The sequence below is a fragment of the Neobacillus bataviensis LMG 21833 genome (assembly GCF_000307875.1).
Lineage (GTDB): Bacteria > Bacillota > Bacilli > Bacillales > Cytobacillaceae > Neobacillus > Neobacillus bataviensis.
In genome coordinates, this window is the sequence record NZ_AJLS01000114.1 from 88,061 (window position 1) to 103,658 (window position 15,598).

General features: G+C 40.4%; 16 protein-coding genes. 9 read left to right on the plus strand and 7 right to left on the minus strand.

From position 1 onward, the window contains the following. Positions 1–88 precede the first annotated feature (88 nt). The 3 genes from BABA_RS14280 (at position 89) to BABA_RS14290 (ending at position 3,281) form a co-directional block, all read left to right on the plus strand. On the plus strand, positions 89–760 hold the full coding sequence (locus tag BABA_RS14280; RefSeq protein WP_007085908.1) for a response regulator transcription factor: 672 nt from the start codon (positions 89–91) through the stop codon (positions 758–760). Between the two features lie 8 nt (positions 761–768). Next, entirely contained in the window at positions 769–2,016 is a 1,248-nt protein-coding gene (locus BABA_RS14285) for a sensor histidine kinase (protein ID WP_007085909.1), read from the plus strand. Between the two features lie 155 nt (positions 2,017–2,171). Continuing rightward, positions 2,172–3,281 carry an FtsZ/tubulin family protein gene (locus BABA_RS14290; protein ID WP_007085910.1) on the plus strand — a complete coding sequence of 370 codons (1,110 nt, stop codon included), beginning with the start codon at positions 2,172–2,174 and terminating at the stop codon, positions 3,279–3,281. A gap of 51 nt (positions 3,282–3,332) precedes the next feature. On the opposite strand, the gene BABA_RS14295 is transcribed toward BABA_RS14290, so the two are convergent. Further along, complete coding sequence (locus BABA_RS14295) at positions 3,333–4,499, minus strand: acyl-CoA dehydrogenase family protein (protein WP_007085911.1); 1,167 nt, start codon at positions 4,497–4,499, stop codon at positions 3,333–3,335. A gap of 233 nt (positions 4,500–4,732) precedes the next feature. Here BABA_RS14295 and BABA_RS14300 point away from each other — a divergent pair, with 233 nt between their 5' ends. Continuing rightward, a complete protein-coding gene (locus BABA_RS14300) occupies positions 4,733–5,932 on the plus strand; it encodes an MFS transporter (RefSeq protein WP_007085912.1) in 1,200 nt (399 codons plus the stop codon). A 66-nt stretch (positions 5,933–5,998) separates the two neighbouring features. Here BABA_RS14300 and BABA_RS14305 read toward each other — a convergent pair whose 3' ends face one another. After that, positions 5,999–7,324, minus strand: coding sequence for a cation:proton antiporter (locus tag BABA_RS14305; RefSeq protein ID WP_007085913.1), 1,326 nt, complete (start codon positions 7,322–7,324; stop codon positions 5,999–6,001). Positions 7,325–7,430: 106 nt separating this feature from the next. Then, a complete protein-coding gene (locus tag BABA_RS14310) occupies positions 7,431–7,826 on the minus strand; it encodes a hypothetical protein (RefSeq protein ID WP_007085914.1) in 396 nt (131 codons plus the stop codon). A 210-nt stretch (positions 7,827–8,036) separates the two neighbouring features. On the opposite strand from BABA_RS14310, the gene BABA_RS26080 reads away from it, so the two are divergent. From BABA_RS26080 to BABA_RS14330, 4 genes are all read left to right on the plus strand, one after another. Continuing rightward, a complete protein-coding gene (locus BABA_RS26080; protein ID WP_007085915.1) occupies positions 8,037–8,408 on the plus strand; it encodes a PepSY domain-containing protein in 372 nt (123 codons plus the stop codon). Between the two features lie 71 nt (positions 8,409–8,479). Next, positions 8,480–8,884, plus strand: coding sequence for a hypothetical protein (locus BABA_RS14320; protein WP_007085916.1), 405 nt, complete (start codon positions 8,480–8,482; stop codon positions 8,882–8,884). 90 nt (positions 8,885–8,974) lie between these two features. Continuing rightward, entirely contained in the window at positions 8,975–9,346 is a 372-nt protein-coding gene (locus BABA_RS14325) for a fluoride efflux transporter FluC (RefSeq protein WP_007085917.1), read from the plus strand. A gap of 9 nt (positions 9,347–9,355) precedes the next feature. Then, positions 9,356–9,718: a fluoride efflux transporter FluC gene (locus BABA_RS14330; protein WP_007085918.1), complete on the plus strand. Its 363-nt coding sequence runs from the start codon at positions 9,356–9,358 to the stop codon at positions 9,716–9,718. A 73-nt stretch (positions 9,719–9,791) separates the two neighbouring features. Here the strand turns inward: BABA_RS14330 and BABA_RS14335 are convergent, their stop codons facing one another. Further along, positions 9,792–11,135, minus strand: a complete 1,344-nt coding sequence (locus BABA_RS14335; RefSeq protein WP_007085919.1) for a nucleobase:cation symporter-2 family protein — start codon at positions 11,133–11,135, stop codon at positions 9,792–9,794. A 311-nt stretch (positions 11,136–11,446) separates the two neighbouring features. On the opposite strand from BABA_RS14335, the gene BABA_RS14340 reads away from it, so the two are divergent. Further along, positions 11,447–12,424: an aromatic ring-hydroxylating oxygenase subunit alpha gene (locus tag BABA_RS14340; protein ID WP_007085920.1), complete on the plus strand. Its 978-nt coding sequence runs from the start codon at positions 11,447–11,449 to the stop codon at positions 12,422–12,424. A gap of 56 nt (positions 12,425–12,480) precedes the next feature. On the opposite strand, the gene BABA_RS14345 is transcribed toward BABA_RS14340, so the two are convergent. From BABA_RS14345 to BABA_RS14355, 3 genes are read right to left on the minus strand one after another with little or no spacing between them, the layout of a single operon-like run. Beyond that, a complete protein-coding gene (locus tag BABA_RS14345; protein ID WP_007085921.1) occupies positions 12,481–13,686 on the minus strand; it encodes an ABC transporter permease in 1,206 nt (401 codons plus the stop codon). After that, a complete protein-coding gene (locus tag BABA_RS14350; RefSeq protein WP_007085922.1) occupies positions 13,683–14,363 on the minus strand; it encodes an ABC transporter ATP-binding protein in 681 nt (226 codons plus the stop codon). Before BABA_RS14350 ends, BABA_RS14345 begins: the two co-directional genes overlap by 4 nt. Further along, entirely contained in the window at positions 14,347–15,564 is a 1,218-nt protein-coding gene (locus tag BABA_RS14355) for an efflux RND transporter periplasmic adaptor subunit (protein WP_007085923.1), read from the minus strand. Before BABA_RS14355 ends, BABA_RS14350 begins: the two co-directional genes overlap by 17 nt. Positions 15,565–15,598 lie beyond the last annotated feature (34 nt).

Here is a 15,598-nt window from a genome sequence, read left to right on the forward strand (position 1 = left end):
TGTCGCCAACTTTTTTTGGGAATTTTAATGGATAAAAGTTGGGGAAGACTATATCTATAAAAATGTTAAAGGGAGCTGGTTGGGAAGAATGAGAGTGTTGGTTGTAGAAGATGATTTACCATTAAGACGAATTATTTCAACAATATTAGAGGAAGAACAATACGAAGTGGACCAAGCGGAAGATGGGGAGGAAGGCTATTTAATGGCCTCATCTCTTGAGTACGATTTGATCACACTTGATATTATGCTCCCGAAAATGGACGGGTTTTCCGTCATAAAAAATTTACGGAGCGAGGGCCTTCAAACTCCTATATTGTTTCTCACTGCCAAGGATCAGATTGAGGATAAAGTACATGGCTTAGACTTCGGCGGGGATGACTATATGGTGAAGCCTTTTGCCACACAAGAGTTTTTGGCGAGAGTAAGATCCTTGCTCAGGCGCGCAGGTAAATTGGGGATGGAAGGTAAAATCACCTATGGTTCCATTCTCTTAGACACGAATCAGCATGAAGGATTTATTAATCATGAAGGATTAAGGTTAACCATTAAAGAATATGAATTACTGTCATATTTAATTCAAAATAAAGAGCAAATCTTAACGAGAGACCAAATATTTCAAAGAGTATGGGGAATTGAATCTGAAACGACGGATGCCATTGTTGATCTTTACATCCACTATTTACGAAAAAAATTAGCTCCTTTTGACTATGACCGTCTGATTCGGACAGTCCGTGGAGTGGGATATATGTTGAAGGGGTAGTCCAAACCATGTTTAAAAAAACAAAATATAGACTTGTTATCCTCAATGCTCTTGTCTTTTTTATTCTTCAAAACGTCTTTGGAGCCATGATTTATTTTTATATGCAATATAGTTTATACCATCAAGTCGATCAAAGCATTTTAGAAAAGAAAAATCACCTGTTACATGAAAAGGAGAAACTAGGAACCCGATTAAACCCGGAGCGGGAAGAGAATCGTCGATTTGTCTATTTTCTTTGGGAGAATGGAAACAAATTATACCAAGTGATTCCTAATGATTTAATCTCTTCAAACGATACCAACTATTTTTCTCCTTTGATAAATAAGGCGGGACTTCAATCCATTACTGTTGGATTAGAATCCTACCGCATATTAACTATATCTGTTTCAAAAGATAAAGAATATTTACCTGTACAAAATATCCAAATCGTTTACAACCTAAAGCATGAAAAGGAAATGTTAAATCATTTACTGATTGTAATTGGTTTTGGATCACTATTAAGTGTATTTATCGCAGGACTAGCTGGAATTTACCTAGCCAATAAAGCATTAATACCAATTAAGTTATCCTGGGAGAAGCAGCAGCAATTTGTGGGAGATGCTTCACATGAATTACGTACACCACTCTCGGTAATGAAGTTGAATTTAGAGCATTTATTTCGGCACCCGGATAATAGTATCGAACAGGAAAGTGAGACGATTCATCAGGCCATTCAAGAAATAAATTACATGTCAAAAATGACTACCGATTTATTGACATTAGCACGATCGGACTCCGAGCAATTACAGATTGTTCACGAATCGATTCAGTTAGATGACATTCTTCATCAAGTGGTCAAAGACTTTAAAGTACTCGCTATTCCAAAGAACATCCATTTAACAGTAGAAATTCATCCAATAAAGATGGCAGGTGACAAAGAGAGACTAAAACAACTGTTGGTCATCATATTAGATAATGCGCTAAAGTACACTCAGGAAAACGGGTCAATTTCCGTTATAAGCAGTAAAAAAAATTCGCGAGCCATCATTGAGATTATCGATACTGGTATTGGTATTTCAAATACCGACCTTCCCTATATTTTTGACCGATACTACCGTGGGGATAAATCAAGAACTCGTCATTTAGAGGGAACTGGTTTGGGACTTTCTATAGCTAAATGGATTACTCAATCTCATTCAGGAAAAATTCGTATTCAGAGTAAAGAGGGAAAAGGGACTCACGTCATCATTAGCCTTCCTCTCAAATTGAAAAGTTAGGTCTTTCTTAAAATACTTGTGCCTTGCCTAGATGCGTAAGGGCGGTTCTTTTACATCCAATCTGGGAGCAAGAGAACCGCCTATTGTTTATTTTAAAAGGAAAAGTCTAATTTAATAAATCCTGAGTATTATTTATAAGAAAAGGAGGCGATTTGGTGAAATCAATTGGCATCTTGGGAGTCGGTCAAGCAGGCGGAAATATCGCTGAGATCGCAGCAAGCATGGGATTTCAAACTGCGCTTATCAATACGAACCAACGCGATGGCTTAGTGAATACGAGGGTTGAAAAGAAGTATTTCTGTCCCGGATTTAACGGTGCTGGGCAGGATCGGTCAATTGGGTTAAAGGCTGTAAATGAAAATTATCGAGAAATCATTAGCTTTGTGCAGGATACTTTTAAAAACATAAAGTTTTTATTCGTGGCTTTTTCTACGGATGGGGGTACGGGCTCGGGGATGAGCCCATTATTAATTGACTTGTTATTAGATAACCTTCCTGGCATCAACATCGGTGCAATAGCGGTTGTTCCTGATCGAAACGTATTAGCCGGCAATCGAATTAATGCTGCTGAGTGTATTGAGCAGATATCAAAAATCGACTCACTCTCATCGGTGTTCCTTATCGACAATGATCAGCTGCGAAAAATAAACCCTCAATCCAGTAAGCATGAAATCTACCTTTCTTCTAATCATCAAGCCATGGAAGCAATAAAAAATGTGCTGCAAGTTACGAAAAAGAGTTCTTTTTACGGGAATTTTGATGAAACAGATTTGATGAATATACTCGGGACTAGGGGCGTCACGATTATTACATCAACTGCGATAACTGATGCTAAAACAACTGCAGATGTAGCCAGTAAAATCCAGCAATCTTGGGGATCGTCTATCTTTTGCCCGGTCGAGTCAGCAGGTGTGATTCGCGCTGGCATTATTTATGAAGGGCCTGAGAACATGGGGAAGCTCATTAATACACCATCCATTTTTGCCAGGGTTGGTGAACCGCTGGAATTATTTGAAGGAACCTATATTTCGGAATCCGACCCCGTGATTACCACTATTTTAGCTGGCCTGCCATACCCAAGCCGGAGGATGCAGGCGCTTGAGGAATCGCTCGAGAAAAACAAAGAACGTTTACAAGGACTTGTTAAAAAGGAGCATACCCAGAAATACGAATCCCGAATATCATGGGCTTCCAACCTAAAAGCTAAACCACAGGAGAGAAAAAGTGGAAGCATATCATCTAAGTTATCAAAGTATCAAAAATAAAAAAGTAAAGGGTCACTCTCCACCAGCGGGGGACTGACCCTTTACCCTTTTTCACAAACTTTTCTGTTTCTCGCTTTCTATGGCCGAAAGAGCTAATTTTTTAATTGTCATATCATCCATTGGCGGATTGTGCAGACCTGCCCTTACGTCGCGGTAGTAACGTTGCAGTGGGTTACTACGCTGCAGGCTTTTTGCACCGACAATTCTCATGGCTTTATCGACAATATTAATTGCCGTGTTTGTCACCGTATGTTTAACCACGCCAAGTTCGTTTTCGATGTAATCCCGACGTGATTTGTCATCATATGCCTCAGCAACACTATAGAGTAGATGTCTGGCCCGAATTAATTCTAAATCAATTTCCCCTAAGTGCTGCTGTACATTCGGTAATTGGCTGATTGGCCCGTTCAAACTATTGGGAGCATGGTGATTGGCAAAATGAACTGCATAATCTCGTGCCGCCTGAGCAATCCCAAGATAGCAGGCAGGGATGTGCAAAATCCAGCCGTTTATTTTGCCGCCGCTAGGCGTGGACGGGAGCTCCACAAGCTTTGAATCATCAACGACCACATGATCAAGAACAAGATCATGGCTTCCAGTCCCCCTCATGGCAATAACATCCCATGTCTCATCAATCGTTAATCCATCCAAATCTTTATGTAGGAGAAAGAATCCCACCTTTTGTTTTTCCTCAATCCAGGCAGATGTTAAAAAATATGTTAATACAGGTGACATAGTGGTAAATGTTTTCCGCCCTGTCAGCACCCATGAACCATCTTTTCTAATCGCAGTTGTTCCGGGGCGGCCGCCTCTTGTCGGGCTCCCTGTTTGTGCTTCACTTACAGCCCGGTTTACTAAGGCACCTTTAAGAATTTCCTGTGCAAAATGGTTCAATTTTTCCTGTTCCCAAAGCTTTGTTTCGAAGAGTTCACCGACCACCCCGAGATTCCAGCCAATAGAAAGGGCTGTGGTTCCATCAAAACTTGCAAGAGTTTCTTGAAGGAGGACCATATCATAGACCTTCAATCCTTCCCCGCCGAATGCCTTTGGAAGCGTAATACTTGAATAGCCCATTTCAACTAATTCTTGAATATTTTCCTTTGGAAAAATAGCCAATTCATCAATTTCCGCAGACTTATTTTTAAATTCCTCTTTTTTCTCATGCAATTTTTGCAGCCATTTCTTTTGCAGTTCTGTTTGTATGAACAAGTTAAGCATATTTCTCCCTCCTAATTCTTTTATCGAGATTATTCCGACTTGTTTTATAGGAATAAATGATATCGAAGCATTCCTGGACTGTCAAGTTATTTTAGCGAAGATTCAGATAGATGTTAAAAACGAGGAGAAATGGAACCAGCATTATTATCAATTAGTACTTCAAACTATTTGAATTTTCTATATTAATGGAGTACAGTAAAAAAGTGTAAAAAAGTAGAGAGAAGGTCTATTCTTTGAGTAAGCTGCAACAAGGAACTCCAGCCTTTCGAAAAGCGAACTTCGCCCTCTTTGGCGGGGGCTTTATTACGTTTTCTATTCTATATGATGTACAGCCGTTAATGCCGATTTTTACAAAAGAATTTCATGTTACGGCAGCAACCGGGAGTTTAACGTTGTCGGTGACGACGTTTGCCCTTGCTGTGGCAATGTTGTTTACTAGTTCATTATCGGAGGCATGGGGAAGGAAATCGATTATGGGGGTTTCCTTACTACTTTCATCCCTTATTGTCATCTTTACTGCCTTCAGTCCTACATTTGGGACATTAATCGGGTTTCGTATCCTGCAAGGAATTGTTCTTGCGGGGCTGCCGGCTATCGCGATGGCCTATTTGGGTGAAGAGGTTGACCCAAAAAGTCTTGGAGTTGCCATGGGGATTTATATTAGCGGGAATTCCATTGGCGGCATGGCGGGAAGAATTATTACCGGTTCCGTTACCGACTTCTTTTCATGGCGGATTGCGATGGGAGGTATCGGTGTTCTAAGCTTAGTTCTGAGCTTATGGTTTTGGTTTCATCTGCCAAACTCCAAATACTTTACGCCAAAGCCTCTGAAACTGAAAACGTTAGTTAAATCATTAGTTGGTCATTTGAAAGACCCGGCATTATTATGTTTATTTTCCATCGCCTTTATCCTTATGGGAAGCTTTGTCACATTGTATAACTATATTGGCTTTGAATTGATGGCACCCCCGTATCAATTGAGTCAGACGATTGTCGGCTGGATTTTTATTGTTTATTTAACTGGTACCTTTAGTTCAACCTGGATGGGACGGCTTTCGGATACACTTGGCCGCCGGAAGGTGTTATGGTTTGGCCTGGTTATCATGGTTACTGGAGCAGCGTTAACACTAATGGGGCCGTTAGTGTTAAAAATAATTGGTATCGCCATTTTTACCTTTGGATTTTTTGGAGCCCATTCCATCGCTTCGAGCTGGGTAGGGAGGAGAGCACAAACAGCCAAGGCACAAGCATCATCACTTTATTTGTTTTTTTATTACTCTGGTTCGAGTATAGCAGGTACTGCCGGCGGCTTTTTCTGGGGTAATTACGGCTGGGGCGGCGTTATTGCCTTTATTATTTGTCTGTTGCTGTTAGCCTTTCCGCTATCGGTTAAACTTTCATCAGTCCCAGTTAAAGCCTTGCAATCGAAATAAGGGTGTGAACTTATGTATGGGGCTCAGTCCTCCGCCACTTTAAAATGCCGGGGACCCGAGCCTCTTCTATACAGATTGATTAATAGATTTAATTTTTCCATCATCTCTTGGCTGTGGAGTGATATTTTCATCACCAGGCATAAGTCTCCATTTCTTTTTGACCACGATCCGAAGCCACGTTCCTGGAATCCAGGAAGTAATAAGCGCTAACATAACAAGGATTGCAAAGAATTCCTGATTTATAATTCCTGCGGCGTAGGCAACGGAAGAAAGAACGATTCCTGGGCCGCCGCGGTCATTGATCGCTACCCCTAAGTTAAAGCTGGTTAAACGATCCTGCTTAATTGCCCGTGAGGTGATATAAACGGCCACTGTTTGAGTTAAGGTGGCAAACAAGAAATAGGCAAGGAAGAAAAGGGGGTTAAAGTGTCTGACAAGATCTAATTGTAATCCCACTGTAGCAAAATAGATCGGGATAAACCAAGAGAAAGAAATATTACTAACCCCTTGCTCCAACCGTTCAGACACTACTTTTGGTAAAGCCACTTTGGCAATAACTCCTGCAAGCAGGGCACCAAAAATCGTTTCTACATGAAGGTTGCCGGCAAGGGACGAGAGCATAAACATGATAAACAAGAAATACCCGAGGTTAGATGACCTAAATAATATATTTTGTTTGATAATGGTTAACCGTTTAAAAAGAAAATACCCTAGGACAAAGGTTCCAATAATAAATCCAAACGAAACACCCACACTTTTCAAGGCCGTGCCAGCAGTGAAAACACCACCGTTGCTGGCAATAGCTGTGGCAAATCCAAGAGCGACCCACAGCATAATATCATGGAATCCTGCGCATGCGATTACTATTTTTGCAAACCTAGTATGCATGATGCCAAGGTCATTGAAGATTTTGGAAATGACGGGTATGGAGGTAATAGCGATTGAAATCGCTATTACTATTTTCATTGCTAAAGGATTACTAGCCGTTCCTAGATATGGGGTAATATTAAAAATATCAGCAGCAAACCAGCCAACAACAAAGGCGGGAATGGTTGCGCCTATTACTAGAGCGGAGGTAATTTTGATATCTTCCCTGTTAAACCTAGTTTGAAATTTCAGCCCTGAACAAAACATCAGCATCAACAAACCAAACTGGTATAGAAGCCCAAATAACTTGTCCTCCGTAGCAAATCCAAGAAACAGCCATTTAAACGCATCTGGAAAAAAGTGCCCTAGTAACGTAGGGCCAAGAACTAAACCTGCTGCAACTTCCCCGATGACGCGGGGAATGTATATTCGTTCTGCCATATATCCTAATAAATGAGCCATTGCGAGTAAACATCCCATCGCTAGTAGAAAATGGCTTATTTCAGCACTAGTTAAACTAAACATTTCGCGTTCCACTCCTATTTAGGTTATTTTAAGGTATGCAGAAGTTGTCCTGAGGTAGTGGGCAAATTAAAGGTACCCATAAAAAAGGACAAATCCCTAACCAAATTTATTTTTTGGGGAGCATTCTAAACCTCCCGATGGAATGATATTGATAATAATTAAATATGAGCAATTGATAACCAGTGCCATTTGGGAGATGAAATGTGTGCTCGAATTCGCCATCGAATTGATCCCCATAAAAAACGACACTGTCAAAGTATTTGATTGAAGTCCCCAGTTTACTTAGTTTTACGATAGAATACTTAATGGGCCATGAATGATCATGTGTGATTTGTGAACCAATAATTGCGACAGAATTATTTTCAATTGAAAATTTTGAACTTGAAAAAAACGGAACCTCAACCCCTAGTCCCCAATTTATATATTCTTCTTCCACTTTTTGAGTTTGATGTAATTTCCTGCCCTGAACCCATTCTTTTATTTTTTTTGGTTTGAAAAACATACTTATCCCATTACCCTCTCCCCTTCAGCTGAAAAAATCCTGTTACTGTATTAAGTGCTTTCTTTGTGCGTAGTGTAACGGCATTGTCCCAGTTTTGTAGGATCTTTTTGGACAAATCCCATATTGGCCAATTTTAAAATATCCCCTTCGTATGAATAAGAACGTTTTGCTTGCGCAAGCTAAGTAAAAATAAAAAAGGAGTGTTCAAGTTTGAAAAAACTAATCTTGTTGTTAACCCTTGTAATTCCGCTAGGATTTGGAGTCTATTTTCAGGGGGGACATGCCAAAGCAGCACATTTACTACTGACACAAAACACCCCCATCTCAGAAAAACAAGCAAAAGAAATTGCTTTGGGCAAAGTAAAAGGGGAAGTAGTCAAGGTTAAGCTAGAAGAGGATGATGGACGCCAATATTATGAAGTCATCATAAAAAAATCCGGTTCCATTTATGAGGTGGAAATTGATGCCAAGACAGGTAAAGTGGTTGAGGTAGAACATGAAGGATCACGTGATGGCCATGGTGATAATCATGATGATGATGATCACGATGATGGCCATGGTGATGATCACGATGATGATTAAAAGAAATTAACAAAAAGTTGCATGTCATTTTTGACATGCAACTTTACATATTTGTAAAAAGGAGAAAATAGATGATAAAGAAATTTGTGGTTATCCTGTTATTTTTCATATTCTATTTGGCTTATGCAATCCCTTCTTTTGCCGAAACTCCTTTCACAAACGTGAATAAAGAAGTAGAAGAAATAGAACGTATGCCGGAAAAATTGGAAGATGATTTAAACTGTACAAAGGATATTCAGTATACAGAAGAGCAAAAAAAACGTCTCGACCAAATTTACCATCGTATTTATAAGGACTATCATGATTTAATAGAAACGTATGCTTGGGCGGGTGCTTTAACGGACGAGCAAAAAAACGTTCGACATAGTATGCTAAAAAACTACATACTGACCTTTGCAAAAAGAAATTATAAATGGTGCAGTGAGTGGGAAGAAGATGAATGGGAAGAAGAATGGTATAATATCGACCGTGATTAATAAGGGAATATCGTAGAGCGAAATTTTTCATACCATTAAGCATTTCTTTACTAACCCGAGAATATAGTAGTAAAAAAAGAAGTGGTGAAAATGGTATATTTCGTTGTAGGCCTGGGGGGAGCGCTAGGTACAATTATGCGGTACTTTGTGGATTATTTGCTTTCTCGCACCTTTCTACCCCCTTCCTCTGGAATCTTAATGGTCAATCTCTTAGGCTGTTTTATGATCGGCTTTTTCTTATCATTGAATTCTGAGCGTTTTTCCCCATTAGTAAGAATCGGCTTTGCAACAGGGTTTATCGGTTCCTTTACAACCTTTTCTACTTTTAGTGTTAAAGTATGGGAGCTGTTTATAAATTGGGGGGTTCAAACAAGCGCCATTTATACATTGCTTACAATCATAGGCGGTTATTGTTTTGTTCACCTGGGACATTCTTTTGCACTGAAAATAGAGAAAGGATAGTTTAAGCCCATGGTTAAATTACTTCTGATTATCGGGGCAGGAGGGTTTATCGGAGCCATCTCTCGCTACATTCTTAGTACTCTTTTCTCAAAATGGACAATCCTTTCGATTCCAACTGCTACATTTATTATTAATGTCTTAGGTTCTTTGGCCTTAGGATTCATTTATGGGGCAAAACATTTTTCAGAAGATCAAATAAATTTCCTTTCGGTCGGTTTTTTGGCCTCTTTTACAACCTTCTCAACCTTTAATTATGAGATGCTTCAACTAATAAAGGGTGGGAAAAACCCCCAGTTTTTAATTTACGGTGCGTCTATGTATTTTACTTGTATTTTTGCCTCTTATTGGGGATATTTGTGGGGGAGCAGCTAGAGCGGTGCTACCTGTGATTTTATATAAACAAGAAGGAGTAGTTTTTATAACTACTCCTTCTCTCGTTTTTTTCCTACGTCAACGATTCTTTCCCTGTTGGAACTGATTTTACTCGTTCTTGCGGGATGATTAAATTAAGTAGGACGGTCGCAATTGCCCCAACAGCTGTTCCAGAAGATAGGATATAGTTTGCAAAATCAGGCACGCTGTATAGGATTTCTTTTGGAAGAACCATAGTACCTACTGTTAATAGAATGGGAACTCCGATTACCATCATATTGCGATCATCGATGACAACATGTTGAATGACCTTTAAACCGTTCATGACAATGGCCACGCACACAACTCCAAAGATTCCATTAATCACCGGCTCAGGAACACATGTAATAACCGACGATAATTTGGGAATGAGTCCTAAGGCAACTAGAATGATTCCGGCAGCGATAATCGCCATTCTGCTGGCAACACCAGTAATCGCAATAATTCCGGCGTTTGAAGAATACCCGGTCATAGGGGTACCTCCGAATAGAGAACCCACAAAACAGCCAATCCCTTCACCGACGGATGCCCGGTTCAATCGTTTTTCATCTAAATCGCTTCCAGTAACAGTTGAAACCACGAACCAAGTCCCTGTAGTTTCAATTAAGATAACCAGATAAATAAATACCATGGTTAAAATGGCTTGTAAATTAAATACAGGTTTCCCAAATGGGAAAAAGCTCGGAAACGAAATCCATGATGCTTCTTTTACAGAGGAGAAATCAACGGTTCCAAATAGGGACGCCGTAACCGTTCCAGCAACGATGGCTAGAATGACCGAAACTAAGCGGAAAAAGGTGCCATATCCCTTGGCCTTGCGTCCGAGAAGAATACAGATAATTAAAACGGCCGCTGATACAAACGCAATCAATATATTGTGTCCGACATTTCCAGGCGCATGATAAATACTATTAAAGGCATTGGGCATTAAGGAGATTCCTACAATGACAATGACCGTACCTCCGACAAGTGGCGGAATAATTTTATGAACAGCTTTAGCAAACCATTTTAAAGGATATCCAAGGAGCGCAATTAGTAATGCCCCTGGAATAAGACTGCCAAAAACAGCACCTAATCCAAGTTTGCCTCCAATAGCCGCTAGCGCGCCGATTGGGACATACGAAGGACCTTGAACAACTGGCAAGCGCAGCCCGCCAATGGTTTGAATGAGTGTCGCTAGTCCAGCTGCCAAAAAACACATTTGGATGAAAAATGTCGTATTCATCGAATCTAGTGATAGTAAACCAGCAATGATGATGGGGGCGATATACAAATCCATTGCGAGAACATGCTGCATCCCTAGTAAAAAGGCCCTTCCCCAGCTGATTTTCTCATTGATCCCGACTGTAATGTTCGTGTTTTGCTCTTTTTGATCCACTTTGTTATTCTCCTCTACTTTAAATTAATTTGAAATCCATAAATGAAAAAATAGTATTCAGATTACATTAAATAACTGTGAAACAAACATATATAGGCAACTTTCATTGAAACTATAGAAGGAGTTTTTACTACGTTCGTATTAAAAACTTTACTTGAATTATAAATAACAACTAAGCAATTGTAAACAGTAAAATACGTATATTTTTATATTATGTTCAAATAATGTTCGTGTTTTGTGTTGACTTTTTAAAAAATACTTCCTAAAATAAAGGTAATCAAACAGAATTCGTCAACGAAGGGATGGAAATCATGCTTTTGGAAGATAACGTTTTACGCAGTGACTGGATTGTTGCTTGTAAAGGTGAGGATGTAAAAGAGGAACCATTACAAGTAACCATATTAGGTGAGAGGATTGTTTTTTTCCGTAACGAAGAAGGAGTCCACGCCTTTAAGGATCTGTGCATTCATCGAGGTGCTGCTTTATCACTTGGCTGTGTCAAAGACGGGAATCTTGTGTGTCCTTACCACGGCTGGGAATATAATTCTGCCGGTACCTGTACAAAAATCCCCCAGCTCCCTGAGGGAAGATCGATTCCATTAAAAGCGAAAGCAATTAAATATACATGTAAAGAAGCATATGGATTTGTTTGGGTTAATCTTAATAACAATAACCCGCCATTTTTTGATTATTCCTATTATTCTGATGAACATTATCGTAATGTCTTATGGGGACCGCAGGAAGTAAATGCGAATCCGCCAAGAATTGTGGAGAACTTCCTGGATGTCGGTCATCTTTCCTTTATTCATGAGGGATTTCTTGGGGTACAAGAACATCCTGTTATCGGGGATTACGATGTTCATATAGAAGAGGGACGGATTTTTACAGATGAAATCGCCATCTTCCAGCCTGACCCGGATGGCAGCGGACAGTCCAAGGATGTTTTTTATACGTATGAAATTATTCGTCCTTTAACTGTTCTTTTTACAAAAAGAGATCCTGATACGGAGAACAAAATGACGATTCTTCTAACCATTCTGCCTGTTGCAGAGTGTAAGTCCATTGCCTATGGAATTATGTCTTTCAACTATGAAACAGGTACAACGGATGAGGAAATTGTAGCGTTTCAGGATATGATTTTTGCTCAAGACAAGCCAATCGTTGAAAATCAGAAACCAGAGGATCTGCCGCTTGATTTGCAGGTGGAATTATCATTAAAATGTGACCGAATGAGCATTGCTTATCGGCAATACTTAAAAAAACTCGGCGTTACACTTGGTACTGATTAAAATAAGAGGTCAGTCTCCCATCTCGTTAAGAAGATGGGGGACTGACCTTTTTCTTTTTATTCATATCTCAGAGCATCAATTGGACTGAGCTTCGATGCTTTGTTAGCAGGGAGGAGCCCGAAAATGATCCCAATTAGGGCGGAAAAACTAACTCCTATTAGGACAATCAATGGACTGACTGTTGCTGAAATCGGGGATAGTTTAGAAACTAAGATGGTACCGATTGCCGCAAGTCCAATACCAAGCAGCCCGCCTAATGACGTTAAAGTGATGGCTTCGATAAGAAATTGCAAAAGAATTTTCCTTCTAGTAGCGCCAATCGCCTTTCGAAGGCCGATTTCTCTCGTTCTTTCTGTCACAGAAACTAGCATAATATTCATTACACCAATCCCGCCGACTAAGAGGGAGATCCCGGCGATACTGCCAATTAGTAATGTCAGTAAGGAAATCATCGTGTTTAATTCTTTTTCATAATCTTCAAAGTCGTTTGTTGAATATTTTCCATTTTCCAGACTCTTTTTTTCTGTGAGTGTCGCTGCAGCTAGTTTGCCGGTTTCAGAAACCTTTTCAGCATCACTGGCAATCACTGATAATTGTTCGATCTCCCGGTTGCCGAACATCATTGAGATGACTGAACGCGGCATCAACATTTCTCCGCCATCGGGATTTCGGTACTGTTCAGGGATGGGGGATTCATAGACGCCTACGACCTTGTAGGGATTATCATTTAAGTCAATGATTTCGCCAATTGGATTTTCCGTTTCCTTGAAAAATTTCTTCCTTGCACCGGTGTCAATAAGGACTACCCGGTTCAAGCCATCATTATCAGCAGCGTACAAAGCACGTCCTTCGACAACCTTAATACTTTTTGCAGTGAAGAACTCTGCACCGACACCGGTAATTTGCATATCTGCACGCTCGTCATTACGGACCATGGCGCCCCAGCCATGATTAATAGCAATTACCGCTTTTACACCTGGAACCTTAGCAAGTGTTTGAATATCTTCTGTTGTCAATTCCGGCTCCTGCCAAAATTGCTCCGGCTCTCCTTCAGGCGGGGTGTATTCATAATAAAGATCGATTGCATTCTTATCAGTACCAAACAATTCGTTTGTCATCTGTTTCCTTGTTCCTTGTCCAATCGCAACTATCAAGATAACGGCGGCGACCCCGATGATAATACCGAGCATCGTTAAAATCGACCTTACCTTATGATTCCAGATGGAGGATAGGGCAATTTTGAAACTCTCCCAAATGTTCATGGTGCCACCCTCCGGTCATCGGTAATCAGGCCATCTTTTATGGTAATAATTCGTTTGGCATATGCCGCTATTTCCTCTTCGTGTGTGACGATAATAACCGTCTTTCCTTCTTCGTTCAACTGCATAAACAGCTTCATGATTTGCGCGCTTGTTTTTGAATCAAGTGCCCCGGTCGGCTCATCTGCTAGAATAATCGTTGGATTATTGACGAGGGCTCTTGCGATGGCAACACGCTGCTTTTGGCCGCCTGACAATTGATTCGGCAAATGCTTCATTCGATCTTCTAATCCGACCTTTACTAGCATTTGTTTGGCTCTTTCTGTCCGTTCTCGTTTCGATACCCCGGCATAAATGAGAGGGGATGCCACGTTTTTGATGGCGTTATCCCTTGGAAACATGAAGAATTGTTGAAAAACAAAACCGATATGTTCATTTCGTAAGCGTGCCAAGGCACTTTCTTTTGCGGAATCGACTTTTTCACCATTTAATTCAAATGTACCTGAAGTGGGATAATCTAAAAAGCCAATGATATTCATTAAGGTAGATTTACCGGAACCTGATGGTCCCATGATAGCAACAAACTCTCCATCCTCAATCGTTAAATCAACGCCATGCAGCACAGGAACTTCAAGCGATCCCTTTCCATACACTTTTGTTATTTCACTCAGCTTCATCAAAAGAGGTCACTTCCATTCCATCATGCATTTCTGGATTAGGAGTAATGACGACAAGTTCACCCAGCTTAACTCCATCGGTAATTTCGATGAATTCATCGTTCATTGCACCCGTTTTCACTTCCCGTCTTTCAAGCTTTCCTTCTACTAGGATATAAATAATTTTGCTCCCACCTTCATCAACTAGAGCTGGATGCGGGATCACGAGTTTTTTGTCAGCACCGCCGACTTTAATTTCTAAAGAAACATGGAAGCCTTGACGTAACTCTGACGTATCATCTGTAATTGCTACCTTAAACGGATACATCGTCACATTGCCGCCGGGAGCGCCGCCGCCAAAGTCTTCACCACCGCCGCCTTCGGCATTCGGAAATTGGGAAACAGATTCAATGGCACCTTTCCATTCGCGGTCTTTATACACCTTTGGATGGATGATGACTGGCTGCCCTTGCTGAATCTTTACCGCGTCAAATTCACTCATCGTGCCAATTACTTTATAAGGCTGGCTTGAAATAATATGGATAACAGGTTCAGCTGCTCCGGCTTCGGTCTTTGCCACATTTTGGTTCACCTTAACGATAATCCCATCCATTTTGCTGACAATCGTCATCTCTTTTTTCTGTGCATTTAGTTCTTTGATGCGGTCATCAGCTGCGGCTATTTCTGATTTTGTACCTTCATATCCCATCTCTAGTTGAACCTTTTCAGCTGCTAACTGGTTCACGTCTATTTGTGGTGCACTTTCTTCACCTGTTTCGGCACTTTTTGTGGTCGCATTCTTTTTCGCTTCGGCGATTCGTTTGTTTAAATCGGCAATTTGATTTTGTTCAGTCTTTCCTTTACTTTGCAGTAATTCCTTTTCACGAGCTGCTTTTTTTAGTTCATTATCTATTTTTGAAGAATCGTAGATTAGTAGAGCGTCACCAGCTTTAACAGACTGATTTTCCGCCACTTTATATTCACTAATCTCTCCCTTTTCAGGTTCTAAGAAAACCTTCTGCTCACTTTCAGGGACAATTTTGCCGGTAACAAGAATAGTTTCAGTCAATTCTTGTTCACTAGCTTTTTGAACCGTTACCCCCATATTACCTGCCTCTATACCGGTAGGCTTTGCCTCGCCTTTGATAGAGAAGTAAGCCGCTGTCCCTCCGATGACAAGTAAAACAACAATCGATACAACCCAAATCCAAACCCTCTTCTTCACAATATACCCCCATCAACTCTATTATTTATCTCTC

Coding starts and splice junctions, on each gene's coding strand:
- BABA_RS14330 (WP_007085918.1), top strand. CDS start 9,356: ATGGTTAAATTACTTCTGATTATCGGGGCAGGAGGGTTTATCGGAGCC.
- BABA_RS14320 (WP_007085916.1), top strand. CDS start 8,480: ATGATAAAGAAATTTGTGGTTATCCTGTTATTTTTCATATTCTATTTG.
- BABA_RS14340 (WP_007085920.1), top strand. CDS start 11,447: ATGCTTTTGGAAGATAACGTTTTACGCAGTGACTGGATTGTTGCTTGT.
- BABA_RS14310 (WP_007085914.1), bottom strand. CDS start 7,826: ATGTTTTTCAAACCAAAAAAAATAAAAGAATGGGTTCAGGGCAGGAAA.
- BABA_RS14325 (WP_007085917.1), top strand. CDS start 8,975: ATGGTATATTTCGTTGTAGGCCTGGGGGGAGCGCTAGGTACAATTATG.
- BABA_RS14280 (WP_007085908.1), top strand. CDS start 89: ATGAGAGTGTTGGTTGTAGAAGATGATTTACCATTAAGACGAATTATT.
- BABA_RS14285 (WP_007085909.1), top strand. CDS start 769: ATGTTTAAAAAAACAAAATATAGACTTGTTATCCTCAATGCTCTTGTC.
- BABA_RS14305 (WP_007085913.1), bottom strand. CDS start 7,324: ATGTTTAGTTTAACTAGTGCTGAAATAAGCCATTTTCTACTAGCGATG.
- BABA_RS14345 (WP_007085921.1), bottom strand. CDS start 13,686: ATGAACATTTGGGAGAGTTTCAAAATTGCCCTATCCTCCATCTGGAAT.
- BABA_RS14295 (WP_007085911.1), bottom strand. CDS start 4,499: ATGCTTAACTTGTTCATACAAACAGAACTGCAAAAGAAATGGCTGCAA.